The organism is Rhodococcus sp. NyZ502, assembly GCF_041464245.1.
Lineage (GTDB): Bacteria > Actinomycetota > Actinomycetes > Mycobacteriales > Mycobacteriaceae > Rhodococcus_F > Rhodococcus_F qingshengii.
Genome location: NZ_CP167155.1, coordinates 33,290 through 46,344, shown reverse-complemented (window position 1 = coordinate 46,344; position 13,055 = coordinate 33,290). Strand labels below are relative to the sequence as shown.

The following is a 13,055-nucleotide window of genomic DNA, read 5'->3' as shown; positions in this document are numbered from 1 at the left end:
CTTTCTGTCGTTTCCGGCGATTGTGCCTGGTAGCTCCGACACGGACCTACGGACGGGTTTTCAGAACAGAGTGTTTTGGGTTTGTGCGGCGGCGTTGTCGGTGCGTTTCTCGTAGGCGGTTGCGAGGGTTTGCGCGGTGGTGGGGCTGCATCCCATTTCGGTGCCGATGTCGTCCCAGCTGGCTCCGTGGTGGTGCAGTTGCCAGGCATCGTGTTCGTCGTCGCTCACGTTCAACCCTCCTCTTCGGCGGGTGTCTTGAGTTCTCGGCGGAGGCGTAGGGCTACGACGTAGTGGTAGACGGCAAGCCCGAGGAGGCTTGTTCCGGCGATGAGTGAAATGGTTGTTCCGCCGGTGAGGAAGATGATGCCTACGGCGAGGCTGATCAGCGCGACGACGGTGTGCGCTTTCCAGCCGGGTTTGCTGGTGTCTTTTTCGGTCGTCATGGTCGATTCCCTTTGTCGTTTGGGGCTTTTCGGAGGCTGGCGGCTTTGGTGAAGCTGTAGACGGAGGCGGCGAGGGCGATGATTCCGGCGGTGATCATGTGTTTGGTGCCGATGGTGAAGTCCAGGGCTGCGACGGCGAGCGCGAGGACTCCGAAGATGCTGTGTTTCAACACTCTCGGTTTGTTAGTCATGGGCGGCCTTCGCGGATGGCTGCGAGGCGTTGGGAGGCTGCGCGGCGTTCGCGGCCGATGCTGAGCAGGTGTTCGAACAGTTGGTCTTCGGGGAGTTCTTCGGCGGCTTGGGCGAGGGATCGTGCTGCTTCGCGGAATCCGCGCCGGTAGGCCTGGATGAGGACTGCGGCAATCTTGTGCTCGAGTTCAGCGGACGGGACGCCGATGGTGCTGATGTCGGTGAGTGCTTTGGTGAGTTGTTTCCCGAGGTGCCCGCTGGTGCGTCCTTCCTGCTGCAAGGTGGCGAAGACATGGGCACTGTTGTGCGGTTTGCCGGAAGTGACTAGCTCCTCGATGGCGGTGAACAGTGCCGCGTTCACGGGCCGGTAGAAGTCTGCGCTGGTCAGAGCTGCGACGGCACGTTTCGCGCTCTCAGCCGGCGCCCAGAGCAGCGAGCACAGGAGTTGAGCCTCGACGTCGAGGGCGGTGCTGTACTCGCGAGGGGACTGAACCCGAGGTCTCCCCCACCGACGATGAACTGCCGTGCGGCGATTGCTGCGTGATAGGCGTGGTACGCGTTTCCGAGGATGCTGATCACGACAACGCTGACTGCAAGCGCTATGTAGAAGCCTCTGTCGCGTTTGTTCATGTTGAGCTTGCTGATGATGACGATGGCGATGGCGATGGTCGCGCCGAGGATTGCACTGTCGACGATCGCCGGGAAAATCCAGGTCAGGTGTTCGGGGATCAGCGCTTGCCTTGCAAGGTCGCGTTGTACGGCGAAGGAAAGTACGAATGCGCCGGTGGTGATGCCGAGTGCAATGACGATCGCGAGTGCGAGTGCGGCGAGCAATGCGCCTAGCTGGATACGGGCAGCCCGGAGGCTAAAGTCGTTCATGATCGGGTTTTTCCTTCCAAAGGTTCCCGGTCTGGAGCTTCGCCGGGTTGCCTCCTTGTGGGACCCCCATTTAGCTTTCCGTGTATGTCCGCATCTACGGATATACGTACATACGAAAAGGGTCAGCGTCGAGCGAGAACGTCACGTTTTACCCGTTACTGAGGGTTCGTCGGCCAACAGACGTTCAACCAAGACGACAAGAATCTCCTGGGCAGTCACCCGGGCAAGTCCCAAGTCTCTGACTGCTGGGAACGACGAAGCACTTCGTGCCGAACCACTCCGCCATGGGGTGAATGTCCGTTATCTTCCTCGGCAGTAGTTGCAATCTCCTGGCTGCTCGGCGTCCACGCACGGATGCTGTCACCACGAAAGGGAGCACATCTGTGAATGGACTCGAAACGCCTACTCGTTTGTCCCGAACCACCGCCGCCCTCGGCGTTGGCGCGCTCGCTGCCGCGATCACCTTCGGCAGTGCAGTGGGTACTGCATCAGCCGACACTCCGGTCGTCGACTTCGGCAGTATCTCTTTCGCGGTGACCAACGGTCCCGGCAACACCATCTACGACATCAACGCCATCATCAATCTCCCGCCCGGCACACTGCCGCCAGGGATGATGACCCCTCAGATCACTGCGCCCGCCGCGGCCCCTCAACCAGTCGGCGACCCGTTTGCGGGCACCGCATTGGACTTCGTTCTGAGCTTCATTCAGGCTGCGGCCAGTTAGCCGACAACAAAAAAACGAGGCCCCAACTCAAAGGAGTTAGGGCCTCGTCTTGTGGTGGGCGAAGGGGGACTTGAACCCCCACGTCCCGAAGGACACTGGCACCTGAAGCCAGCGCGTCTGCCATTCCGCCACTCGCCCGAGCAACGCCGAAACATTATCACGACAAACTTTGAAAGTTCTATTCGTGCAGCTCAGGGCACGAATCGATGAACACCGAGCACCCGAAAGCCCAGAACCGATACCATGCTGAAACAGCGGCCAGGTACTGCCGAAGCGTCATTTGACAGTACCGTGGAACCTGTACAGCAGTTTGGACGACACGCGACAAGGCGGTGCCGGCGCTACTTGCCGAGCATTTTGCTGTCGTAGATGCGAGGCGAGAGGAGGGCCCGATGGGCATCGTGCAGCGTTTCGAACGAAAGCTCCAAGGAGCTGTCGGCGACGCATTCGCGCGGGTCTTCGGTGGTGGTGTTGTGCCGCAGGAAGTAGAGGCGGCGCTCCAGCAGGAGGCACGTGACCGCGTCGAGCACCTCGGCGGCGGAATCCTTCTCGCCCCCAACAACTACGTGATCACCATCAACAACTCCGATCACGAAGAGCTGGCAGCAGATCGCGAACTGACGACAAAAGCTTTCAGCCGACACCTGCAGGATTTCATCCGCGATCAGGGTTGGCAGACGTACGGCGACATCTCGGTCACCTTCGAGCCTTCGCCTACGCTCCACACCGGTCAGTTCCGCACCCGCGGAACCGTCGACCCGGATGGTGACGCCGAGCAGGCATCCCCGCCGTCGCATGTTCCGCAGGTTTCGTCGCGGCCTCCACAACGGCCGCCTCAGCGACCCGCACCGATTGTTCCCCCTGTTTCCAATCCAGTCCCGTCACAACCAGGAGCCGGCCCCATGACGCAGAACTCAGGCTACGAACCAAGCCGCGAACCGGCGGGTCGCCAGCCCGAACCGCAGCAGCCGGCACGGAACGGGTACTCCCACGACGACGGCGGTTACGCCGCTCCGCAGGGCCAGGAAGCGCCGTACCAGAACGGTTACGACCGCGGCGACGGTTACCGCACGGGCGACGACCAGCAGGGCTACAACCAGCAGCAGGGTGGCTACGACCAGCAGGCGTACCCGAACCAGCAGCAGCCGTACGAGCAGGCCGGTTACGACCAGCAGGGCTATGACCAGCAGGGCGGCGGCTACGACCAGCAGGGTTACCAGCAGCAGCCGTACGAGCAGCAGGGCTACGGCCAGCAGGCGTACCAGGGTGGGTACGACCAGCAGGGCTACCAGCAGGGCGGCTACGACCAGCAGGGCTACCAGCAGCCGTACAACGGCCAGTCCTACGATCAGCCGGGCTACGACCAGCAGGGCTACCAGCAGGGCGGCTACGACCAGCAGGCGTACACACAGCAGCCGTACGAGCAGGGTGGCTACGAGCAGGGCGGCAACTTCGAGCAGACGCAGGCCTACCCGCAGCAGGGTTACGCCCAGCCGCAGGGCGGTTACGCACCGACGGCCCAGAGCCTGACGGCAACCCTGCAGCTCGAGGACGGCAGCGGACGCCACTTCCAGCTTCGCGACGGCAGTAATGTCATCGGCCGCGGCCAGGAAGCTCAGTTCCGCCTCCCGGACACGGGCGTCTCACGTCGCCACATCGACATCCGTTGGGACGGCCGCACCGCGATGCTGTCCGATTTGGGATCCACGAACGGCACCACCGTCAACGGCGCACCGGTCCAGGACTGGCAGCTGGCAGACGGCGACATCATTCGTGCAGGTCACTCGGAGATTCTGGTTCGCATTCTCTGAGCTGAGAAACGGACGCCAGGATTTTTCCGATAACAATCGAACATTCGGCGGTCCGTCGGCGCGCCGCCGTCACGCGGCTGTCAGTATCGTGATCTTCGGGGCCCAGAGCCCCCTATGATGCTGCCAGTCGACAATGCTCGAACCCCGCTGCGGCGGGGCTCGAGCCATAGAAGGAGGTGGACAGCCGTGCAGGGCCTGATTCTGCAACTCACACGGGCGGGCTTCCTGCTCCTACTGTGGCTGTTTGTCTGGGCAGTCCTCCGCACTCTCCGCTCCGACATCTATGCCGGCTCCGGGGTCAGGGTTCCGCCGCGGTACACCCGCGCCGGAAAGGTCCTGCCCTCACTGGGCAAGGCGAAGGTGCCTCGGTACCTGGTGGTCACGCAGGGCGCCCTCGCCGGTACCCGCATCACCCTGGGTTCTCAGCCGGTCATGATCGGCCGCGCCGATGATTCGACGCTCGTTCTCACCGACGATTACGCGTCGACGCGCCATGCGCGGCTCTCGCAGCGCGGCGCCGACTGGTACGTCGAGGATCTCGGTTCGACCAACGGCACCTATCTGGACCGCGCCAAGGTCACGACTGCGGTGCGCGTGCCGCTGGGCACTCCGGTTCGCGTCGGCAAGACGGTAATCGAGCTACGCCCGTGACCCTTGTTCTCCGCTACGCGGCGCGCAGCGACCGCGGTCTCGTGCGCTCCAACAACGAAGATTCCGTGTACGCCGGTGCACGCCTGTTGGCCTTGGCCGACGGTATGGGCGGACACGCGGCAGGTGAGGTCGCGTCGCAGTTGATGATTGCCGCCCTGGCGCATCTCGACGACGACGAGCCCGGCGAGGATCTGCTCGGCAAGCTCGAGGCAGCCACCCGCGAGGGCAACGATTCCATCGCCGATCACGTCGAGGAAGAACCCGAACTCGACGGCATGGGCACCACGCTCACCGCGATCCTCTTCTCCGGCAGCAAGCTCGGTCTCGTGCACATCGGCGACTCGCGCGCCTACCTGCTGCGCGACGACCACCTGACGCAGATCACCCGCGACGACACGTTCGTTCAGTCGTTGGTCGACGAGGGCAGGATCACCGCCGAACAGGCACACACGCACCCGCAGCGATCCCTGATCATGCGGGCGTTGACCGGCAACGAGATCGAGCCGACGCTCACCGTGCGCGAAGCCCGCGCCGGCGATCGTTACCTGCTCTGCTCCGACGGCCTCTCCGACGTGGTCAGCGACGAGACCATCGAGAACACGATGCGCGAGGGCTCGCAGGAGCAGTGCGCCGATCGCCTCATCGAATTGGCGCTGCGCAGCGGCGGTCCCGACAACGTCACCGTCGTCGTCGCCGATGTCATCGACCTCGACTACGGCCAGTCGCATCCCATCGTCGCGGGCGCCGCGTCGACGGAAGAGGAAGAGGACGCCCCTCCCCCCAACACCGCTGCCGGCCGCGCCGCTGCCATGCGTCCGCCGCGCGCGACGCCCAAGCGAGTTGTCTCCCAACCCGAACCGGAACCGAAGAAGAAGCGGAACCGGTTGTGGTGGGTGGTCCTGGCCGTGGTGCTGATCGCGCTGGTCGGTGTCGGCGCAGTGATCGGCCGCGCCGTCATCCGCAACAACTACTACGTCGGCGAAGACAACGGCCGCGTGACGGTGCTGCGCGGCATCCCTGGTTCGGTGCTCGGCTACTCGCTGCAAGACGCGGATCTGGTGGGTTGCGTCGGCGACGACGACGTCCTGACCCTCGTCTCCCCCGACGCGATTCCCAGCAACTGCAACATCCTCGAGGTCACCGATCTGCAGCCGTCTGCGCAGGAGCAGGTGCGCGCCGGGCTGCCGTCAGGCAAGCGTGAGGATGCGCAGAGCCAGATGATCCGTCTCATCGGCGGCGATCTGCTGCCTCGTTGTGAGCCGGTTCCGACGACGACGGCCACGCCCACTCCCCCGCCGGCACCGGAGACCACGCCGCCCCCCGCACCGCCCGGGGAGCCTGCTGCGCCGACGACGGCGGCACCCACGACTACGCCGACGCCGACCGAAGTTCCCGGTCAGACTTGCAGGACGGTCAACTGATGTCGTCCAACGCAGCTGCGGGGACGGCTTTTCCGAGTCCGCCCGGAGGTTTTGCCCCGGCGCCGGTCCAGTCGACCCGTCGAAACATGGAGCTGCTGCTCCTGGGCTTCGCCGTCATCATCACGACGGTCTCGCTTCTGCTCGTCGAGGCGAGCCAGGAACAGAAGATCACTCTCGATCTGGCCAAGTACGCGCTTGCGTACACGGGCTTGTTCCTGATCGCGCACTTGGCAATTCGGCGGTATGCGCCGTACGCCGATCCGCTGCTGCTCCCGATCGTCGCCCTGCTCAACGGCCTGGGGTTGGTGCTCATCCACCGGCTCGACCTCGCCGACGAACAGACAGCGCTCTACAACGGCGTCGAGGCACCGTCTCCGGATGCGAACCAGCAGGTCATGTGGACTGCATTGGCGATCACCGGTTTTGTGCTGCTGCTCGTGTTCTTGAAGGACTACCGCCTGATGGCGCGGTTCAGCTACACCCTCGGCCTGGCGGGCCTGGTGTTCCTGGCGATTCCCGCGATCCTGCCGGCGAAGTTCTCGAGCGTGAACGGCGCGAAGATCTGGATTCGCCTGCCCGGATTCAGCATTCAGCCAGGTGAGTTCGCGAAGATCCTGCTCATCATCTTCTTCGCGTCGGTGCTCGTCGCCAAGCGCGACCTGTTCACCTCGGCCGGTAAACACTTCCTGGGCATGGACTTTCCGCGGGCCCGAGACCTCGGTCCGATCCTGCTCGCCTGGATCGTCTCGGTGGGCGTTCTCGTCTTCGAAACCGACCTCGGTACGTCGTTGCTGCTCTTCAGCACCGTGCTGGTGATGCTCTACATCGCGACCGAGCGTGTGGGCTGGCTGGTGATCGGCGGCGGACTGCTCGCCATCGGATTCTTCTTCGCCTACAAGATGTTCGGACACGTGCGCGTGCGCGTCGACACCTGGCTGGACCCGCTCGGCGACTACGCCAACACCGGTTATCAGATCTCGCAATCGCTGTTCGGCCTGGCCACCGGTGGTATCGCCGGAACAGGTCTGGGCAGCGGCCGCCCCAACCAGGTGCCGTTCGCGAAGACGGACTTCATCATCGCGACCATCGGCGAAGAGCTCGGCCTGATCGGCCTGGCCGCTGTGCTGATGCTGTTCCTGCTTCTCATCGTGCGCGGCCTGCGTACGGCGTTGGCAGTGCGCGACAGCTTCGGCAAGCTGCTCGCCGCCGGTCTGTCGTTCACGATCGCGATCCAGATCTTCGTCGTCGTCGGCGGCGTCACCAAACTGATCCCGCTGACGGGTCTGACAACACCGTTCATGTCGTACGGCGGCTCGTCGCTGCTCGCGAACTACCTACTGCTGGCCATCCTCGTCCGGATCTCGGACGCGGCTCGTGCGCCGGTAGTGACGAAGAAGAAAGGTCCGCCCCCAATCGCTGACGCCAATACCGAGATGATGCCGCGCGTATGAACACTCCACTGCGCCGCGTCGCGATGGCCGTCATGGTGATGGTCGTCGCGCTCCTCGCCAACGCCACGTACGTACAGGTCATCAAAGCTGACGACCTGCGAGCCGACCCGCGCAACTCGCGGGTGCTGCTCGACGAGTACTCACGCCAGCGAGGTCAGATCTCGGCTTCCGGTCAGGTGCTTGCCGCCTCCCGCGCCACCGACGACCGGTACAAGTACCTGCGCGAGTATCCGAATCCGTACCCGTACGCACCGGTCACGGGCTTCTACTCGATGCAGTACGGCAGCGCCGGCCTCGAGCGCACCGAAGATCCGATTCTCAACGGCTCGGACAACCGGTTGTTCAGTCAGCGCTTCTTCGACCTGGTGTCCGGACGCGATCCGCGCGGCGGCAACGTCGTCACGACGCTCAATCCGGCCATGCAGCAGGTGGCGTACGACCAGCTGACCAGCAAGGGTTACACCGGTTCCGTCGTCGCGATCGAGCCGAGCACCGGACGCATCCTGACGATGGTCAGCACTCCGAGCTACGACCCGAACCTGCTTGCCAGCCACGACGGCGCCGAAACCACCAAGGCGTGGGACGAGCTCAATGCCGATCCCAACGATCCGTTGGTCAACCGCGCGATCTCGCAGACCTACCCGCCCGGCTCGACGTTCAAGGTGCTCACCACGGCTGCAGCTCTCGGCAACGGTGCGACGCCGGACGACCAGCTGACCGCGGCTCCGCAGATCACGCTGCCCGGCACCAGCACGACCCTCGAGAACTACAACGGCAGCACCTGCGGCCCCAACCCGACGGCGTCGTTGCGTGACGCGTTTGCGCGCTCGTGCAACACCGCCTTCGTCGAACTGGGCATCAAGGACGGCGCCGACGCCATCAAGGACGAGGCCAGCGCCTTCGGCATCGGACCCAACACTCCCGCGATCCCGCTGCCGGTTGCAGACAGCACCGTCGGCGACATCTCCGACGACGCGGCTCTCGGCCAGACCAGCATCGGCCAGCGCGACGTCGCGGTGACCCCGCTCGAGAATGCAGTGATCGCCGCGACCGTCGCCAACGGCGGTGTGCGGATGCAGCCCAACCTGATCTCCCAGGTGCAGGCACCCGACCTGACCGATCTCAGTACGCCGTCACCGGTGTCGATGGGTCAGGCGATCTCGCCGGCAGTTGCGGCCACGCTGACCGATCTGATGATCGGCTCGGAGAACTTCACCGGCGGCGACGGCAAGATCCCCGGCGTTCAGATCGCCTCCAAGACCGGTACCGCCGAGCACGGCGTGAACCCGCGGGAAACTCCGCCGCACGCGTGGTACATCGCTTTTGCACCGGCGCAGAATCCTACGGTCGCCGTGGCCGTCATCGTCGAGAACGGTGGTGACCGCGGACTCGCCGCTACCGGTGGCTCGGTTGCTGCGCCGATCGGTCGTGCAGTCATCGCAGCCGGAATCCAAGGGGGCTGAACCGTGGCGTTGAACAACGGCGCTTTGATCGCCGATCGTTACCGATTGATCCGTCTCATCGCCACCGGTGGGATGGGTCAGGTGTGGGAAGCCACCGACTCCCGGCTCAACCGTCGCGTCGCCGTCAAGGTACTCAAGTCCGAGTTCTCTTCCGATCCGGAGTTCTTGGAGCGCTTCCGCTTCGAGGCCCGCACCACCGCACAGCTCAACCATCCCGGTATCGCCGGAATCTACGACTACGGCGAGACCCGTGACAGCTCGGGTGATTCCACGGCGTACCTGGTGATGGAACTCGTCAACGGTGAACCGCTCAACGCCGTCCTGGCACGCGTCGGCCGCCTGGCGGTTCCGCATGCCCTCGACATGCTCGAGCAGACCGGCCGCGCCCTGCAGGTCGCACATGACGCCGGTGTCGTGCACCGCGACGTGAAGCCGGGCAATATCCTCATCACGCCGACTGGCCAGGTGAAGATCACGGACTTCGGCATCGCCAAGGCCGTCGAGAACTCTCCTGTCACGCGTACGGGAATGGTGATGGGCACCGCCCAGTACATCGCGCCCGAGCAGGCTCTCGGTCAGGACGCGACCGCGGCGAGTGACGTGTACTCGCTGGGAATCGTCGGATACGAAGCACTTTCGGGTCGACGCCCGTTCACCGGTGACGGCGCGCTCACCGTCGCGATGAAGCACGTGCAGGAAACCCCGGCTCCGATGCCGGCCGACCTGCCGCCGAACATCCGCGAGCTCATCGACATCACGTTGACCAAGGATCCGGCCGGCCGCTACGCCAGTGGCGGTGAGTTCGCCGACGCCGTTGCAGCCGTTCGGGCAGGGAGGCGTCCACCGCCGCCCGGTCTGCTCGCCACCGGTGCCGCAAGCGCGTTGCCGGCAACTGGTGCCACGCAGGTCATGCCGCCGACGTACGCGGGCCCGGTGACGGGCGCAGCTGTTGCGGACGACGCGGCAGCCGGCGGAATGACCAGTGGGCAGAAGGCCGTGGCATGGGCCGGCGGCGGATTGATCTTGTTGGCGTTGATCATCGGCGGAGTCTGGATCGCGACCGATGGTCCCAGCGACCCGACGCCGCCCGTCGTCACGTCCACGACGTTGCCGACCACCACGACGACCAAGCCCACCACCACGACGACTCGGCCCACGACGACGACCACCGAGCCGACAACAACGACGACTCGGCCGACGACCACAACGACCGAGCCGACAACCACCACGACAACGCCGACCACGACCACAACAACTCCGACGACCACAACCACCACCACGACGACAACGACGACCACAACGACCACTGAGCCGTTGGCGGATCCCGGAGACGCTGAAGAACCGCTAGGACAAGACCAATGACGACACCCCGCAATCTCTCCTCCCGCTACGAGCTGGGTGAGATTCTCGGCTTCGGCGGAATGTCCGAGGTTCACCTGGCGCGCGACCTCCGACTCAGCCGCGACGTCGCGATCAAGGTGCTGCGTGCAGACCTCGCACGCGATCCCACGTTCTACTTGCGGTTTCGTCGTGAGGCGCAGAACGCTGCCGCGCTGAACCATCCGGCGATCGTGGCCGTCTACGACACCGGTGAAGCCGAGACCGACGCCGGGCCGCTGCCGTACATCGTCATGGAGTACGTCGACGGCGACACGTTGCGTGACATCGTGCGCAGCACCGGGCCGATGGCTCCGCGCAAGGCGATGGAAGTGATCGCGGACGTCTGTGCCGCTTTGGACTTCAGCCACCGCAACGGCATCGTGCACCGCGACGTCAAGCCCGCCAACATCATGATCAACCGTGCCGGCGCCGTGAAGGTGATGGACTTCGGTATCGCCCGTGCCATTTCCGACGCGTCGAGCCCGATGACGCAGACGGCCGCCGTGATCGGCACCGCTCAGTACCTCTCGCCGGAGCAGGCGCGAGGTGAGCAGGTCGACGCGCGTTCGGACGTGTACTCGCTCGGTTGTGTGCTGTTCGAGATTCTGACGGGCGAGCCGCCCTTCAAGGGTGATTCACCGGTCGCCGTGGCGTACCAGCATGTTCGTGAAGATCCGCAGACGCCGTCGGAGATCAATCCCGACATTCCGCGCGAGCTGGATTCGATCATTCTCAAGGCGATGAGCAAGAACCCGGCCAACCGCTACCAGAGCGCCGGCGACATGCGCAGCGACTTGGTACGTGTCCTGGGCGGTCAGCGTCCGAGTGCTCCGATGGTGATGAACGACGAGGACCGCACCACCATCCTCGGCGCCGTCGGCTCCGACACCGGGAACTACCGCACCGCTCCCGATCCGGTCGAGCCGGTTCCTGCGAGGACAACTCGCGCCGCCGAGCCGCCTGCCAAGAAGAAGGGCGGACGCTACGCCCTGATGGGCATCGCAGCGCTTCTGGTGATCGGTCTGGTGACGTTCTTCCTCATTCGGGTGAACTCGCCGAAGGTCGAGATGGTGACCGTTCCGGGCGACCTCACCAACCAGCCCGCCGACGTCGCCGAGGCGACGCTGACCAACGCCGGATTCCAGGTGGAGCGTCAGCAGAAGACGGACAAGGTGATCGCCGCCGGAAACGTCATCACGACGCGTCCGGTTGCCGGGGTGCGTATCGAGAAGGGCAGCACCGTCACCATCGACGTGTCCACCGGACCCGAGCAGGTCGCGATCCCACGCCTGACCGGGCTGAGCCAGGACGACGCGGAGAAGAAGCTCAACTCCGTCGGACTCCGACTTGATCCGACCATCGGCAAGGCGGCATCGACCGTCGCCGAGGTCGACAAGATCGTCAATCAGGACCCGGCCGTCGGCGTGTCGGTTGTTCTCGATTCCGCGGTCTCGATCACCGTCGGCACCGGACCGGAGCAGGTTCGTGTCCCGGACGTCACCGGTCAGCGTGAAGAGGTGGCGAGGCCCAACATCGAAGGTGCCGGGTTCGTCGTCCAGATCACGGAGATCGATTCGGGACTGCCGAAGGGACAGGTTGTTTCGACCGACCCGACCGGCGGTACGTCGGCCACCAAGGGTTCGACCGTGACGCTACGAGTGTCCAATGGCAACCAGGTCGCGATGCCTGATCTGACCAACAAGACGGTGTCGGAGGCGTTGAGCACGCTTCGCGCAGCCGGTTGGGCGGGAACTGCATCGCAACTGGTGCAGAACCAGAGCACGACGCTCACCCCGGAAATGGTGGGCAAGATCGTCTCGCAGACGCAGCCTCCGGGCTCGGAGATCTCCAAGGACGCGGTCGTCACCGTCAGCGTCGGAGCGCTCGGAATCCCCGGCCGCTAGCAAAGTGAAAAAGTGCCTCCCGGAGATTTCCGGGAGGCACTTTTTTGTGGACAGGTGTCAGAGAATTGCGGGCAATGCGCCACCGAGCGCCGACGCGACCTCGGCCTCGAGGGCTGCGACGAGCCCTTCCGGCGGCGCCTCACCGCAGACTGCGAGCCAGTTCGCGAGCATCCGGTGTCCACCCTGGGTGAGTACGGACTCGGGGTGGAACTGGACGCCGTGAATCGGCAGTTCGCGGTGGCGCATCGCCATCACGACGCCGCTCTCGGTGTGGGCGGTCACCTCGAGTTCCTCGGGAATGGTGTCCTCGAGAACCGTCAGCGAGTGGTAGCGGGTAGCGGTGAACGGATCGGGCAGCCCGGCCAGGACGCCGACGTCCTTGTGGTGAACCAGACTCGTCTTGCCGTGAAGCAGTTCGGGCGCGCGGTCGACGGTTCCGCCGAAAGCCGCACCGATCGCCTGATGTCCGAGGCAGACGCCGAGCAGCGGAGTCTTGGTGTCGGCGCAGACCTTCACCAGATCCATCGTCGCTCCCGCGCGCTGCGGAGTTCCGGGGCCCGGGCTCAGGAGAATGCCGTCGAACTGCGCTACTGCACCTTCGAGGTCTGCCGTCAGTTGTGGATCGTCGTTGCGCCAGACCACGGCTTCGGTTCCGAGCTGGCCGAGGTACTGCACCAGGTTGAACACAAAGCTGTCGTAGTTGTCGACGACGAGAATCCTCATGAGAGCAGGGTAAAC

General features: G+C 64.6%; 13 protein-coding genes, 1 tRNA gene and 1 pseudogene. 8 read left to right on the top strand and 7 right to left on the bottom strand.

What is annotated here, in order from left to right:
• Positions 1–60 precede the first annotated feature (60 nt).
• From ACBG85_RS00225 to ACBG85_RS00205, 5 genes and pseudogenes are all read right to left on the bottom strand, one after another.
• Positions 61–228: a hypothetical protein gene (locus tag ACBG85_RS00225; RefSeq protein ID WP_165638552.1), complete on the bottom strand. Its 168-nt coding sequence runs from the start codon at positions 226–228 to the stop codon at positions 61–63.
• Between the two features lie 2 nt (positions 229–230).
• A complete protein-coding gene (locus ACBG85_RS00220) occupies positions 231–443 on the bottom strand; it encodes a hypothetical protein (RefSeq protein ID WP_054781723.1) in 213 nt (70 codons plus the stop codon).
• Positions 440–634 (bottom strand): hypothetical protein, encoded by a 195-nt coding sequence (locus ACBG85_RS00215; RefSeq protein ID WP_172826976.1) that lies wholly within the window; start codon positions 632–634, stop codon positions 440–442. Before ACBG85_RS00215 ends, ACBG85_RS00220 begins: the two co-directional genes overlap by 4 nt.
• Positions 631–1,065, bottom strand: a complete 435-nt coding sequence (locus ACBG85_RS00210; RefSeq protein WP_232330067.1) for a DnaB-like helicase N-terminal domain-containing protein — start codon at positions 1,063–1,065, stop codon at positions 631–633. Before ACBG85_RS00210 ends, ACBG85_RS00215 begins: the two co-directional genes overlap by 4 nt.
• Before the next feature lie 44 nt (positions 1,066–1,109).
• Positions 1,110–1,511: pseudogene (locus tag ACBG85_RS00205) on the bottom strand (DUF2637 domain-containing protein); the annotation flags it as partial.
• A 383-nt stretch (positions 1,512–1,894) separates the two neighbouring features.
• On the opposite strand from ACBG85_RS00205, the gene ACBG85_RS00200 reads away from it, so the two are divergent.
• Positions 1,895–2,236, top strand: a complete 342-nt coding sequence (locus tag ACBG85_RS00200; RefSeq protein ID WP_064688157.1) for a hypothetical protein — start codon at positions 1,895–1,897, stop codon at positions 2,234–2,236.
• 52 nt (positions 2,237–2,288) lie between these two features.
• Here ACBG85_RS00200 and ACBG85_RS00195 read toward each other — a convergent pair.
• Positions 2,289–2,374, bottom strand: a tRNA-Leu gene (locus ACBG85_RS00195).
• 254 nt (positions 2,375–2,628) lie between these two features.
• Here ACBG85_RS00195 and ACBG85_RS00190 point away from each other — a divergent pair.
• The 7 genes from ACBG85_RS00190 (at position 2,629) to pknB (ending at position 12,317) form a co-directional block, all read left to right on the top strand.
• Positions 2,629–4,047 (top strand): DUF3662 and FHA domain-containing protein, encoded by a 1,419-nt coding sequence (locus tag ACBG85_RS00190; RefSeq protein ID WP_064688048.1) that lies wholly within the window; start codon positions 2,629–2,631, stop codon positions 4,045–4,047.
• Between the two features lie 186 nt (positions 4,048–4,233).
• Positions 4,234–4,698 carry an FHA domain-containing protein gene (locus ACBG85_RS00185; RefSeq protein WP_003943418.1) on the top strand — a complete coding sequence of 155 codons (465 nt, stop codon included), beginning with the start codon at positions 4,234–4,236 and terminating at the stop codon, positions 4,696–4,698.
• Complete coding sequence (locus ACBG85_RS00180) at positions 4,695–6,119, top strand: PP2C family serine/threonine-protein phosphatase (protein ID WP_054188724.1); 1,425 nt, start codon at positions 4,695–4,697, stop codon at positions 6,117–6,119. Before ACBG85_RS00185 ends, ACBG85_RS00180 begins: the two co-directional genes overlap by 4 nt.
• Positions 6,119–7,570 carry an FtsW/RodA/SpoVE family cell cycle protein gene (locus ACBG85_RS00175; RefSeq protein ID WP_007735775.1) on the top strand — a complete coding sequence of 484 codons (1,452 nt, stop codon included), beginning with the start codon at positions 6,119–6,121 and terminating at the stop codon, positions 7,568–7,570. The genes ACBG85_RS00180 and ACBG85_RS00175 overlap by 1 nt, the downstream gene beginning before the upstream one ends.
• Positions 7,567–9,033 carry a peptidoglycan D,D-transpeptidase FtsI family protein gene (locus tag ACBG85_RS00170; protein WP_372025759.1) on the top strand — a complete coding sequence of 489 codons (1,467 nt, stop codon included), beginning with the start codon at positions 7,567–7,569 and terminating at the stop codon, positions 9,031–9,033. Before ACBG85_RS00175 ends, ACBG85_RS00170 begins: the two co-directional genes overlap by 4 nt.
• Before the next feature lie 3 nt (positions 9,034–9,036).
• Positions 9,037–10,395 carry a protein kinase gene (locus ACBG85_RS00165; protein ID WP_019746232.1) on the top strand — a complete coding sequence of 453 codons (1,359 nt, stop codon included), beginning with the start codon at positions 9,037–9,039 and terminating at the stop codon, positions 10,393–10,395.
• Positions 10,392–12,317, top strand: coding sequence for a Stk1 family PASTA domain-containing Ser/Thr kinase (gene pknB / locus ACBG85_RS00160; protein WP_372025757.1), 1,926 nt, complete (start codon positions 10,392–10,394; stop codon positions 12,315–12,317). Before ACBG85_RS00165 ends, pknB begins: the two co-directional genes overlap by 4 nt.
• Positions 12,318–12,374: 57 nt before the next feature.
• On the opposite strand, the gene ACBG85_RS00155 is transcribed toward pknB, so the two are convergent.
• Positions 12,375–13,040: an aminodeoxychorismate/anthranilate synthase component II gene (locus tag ACBG85_RS00155; RefSeq protein ID WP_003942537.1), complete on the bottom strand. Its 666-nt coding sequence runs from the start codon at positions 13,038–13,040 to the stop codon at positions 12,375–12,377.
• Positions 13,041–13,055: the final 15 nt, after the last annotated feature.

Coding starts and splice junctions, on each gene's coding strand:
- ACBG85_RS00220 (WP_054781723.1), bottom strand. CDS start 443: ATGACGACCGAAAAAGACACCAGCAAACCCGGCTGGAAAGCGCACACC.
- ACBG85_RS00215 (WP_172826976.1), bottom strand. CDS start 634: ATGACTAACAAACCGAGAGTGTTGAAACACAGCATCTTCGGAGTCCTC.
- ACBG85_RS00190 (WP_064688048.1), top strand. CDS start 2,629: ATGGGCATCGTGCAGCGTTTCGAACGAAAGCTCCAAGGAGCTGTCGGC.
- ACBG85_RS00175 (WP_007735775.1), top strand. CDS start 6,119: ATGTCGTCCAACGCAGCTGCGGGGACGGCTTTTCCGAGTCCGCCCGGA.
- ACBG85_RS00170 (WP_372025759.1), top strand. CDS start 7,567: ATGAACACTCCACTGCGCCGCGTCGCGATGGCCGTCATGGTGATGGTC.
- pknB (WP_372025757.1), top strand. CDS start 10,392: ATGACGACACCCCGCAATCTCTCCTCCCGCTACGAGCTGGGTGAGATT.
- ACBG85_RS00155 (WP_003942537.1), bottom strand. CDS start 13,040: ATGAGGATTCTCGTCGTCGACAACTACGACAGCTTTGTGTTCAACCTG.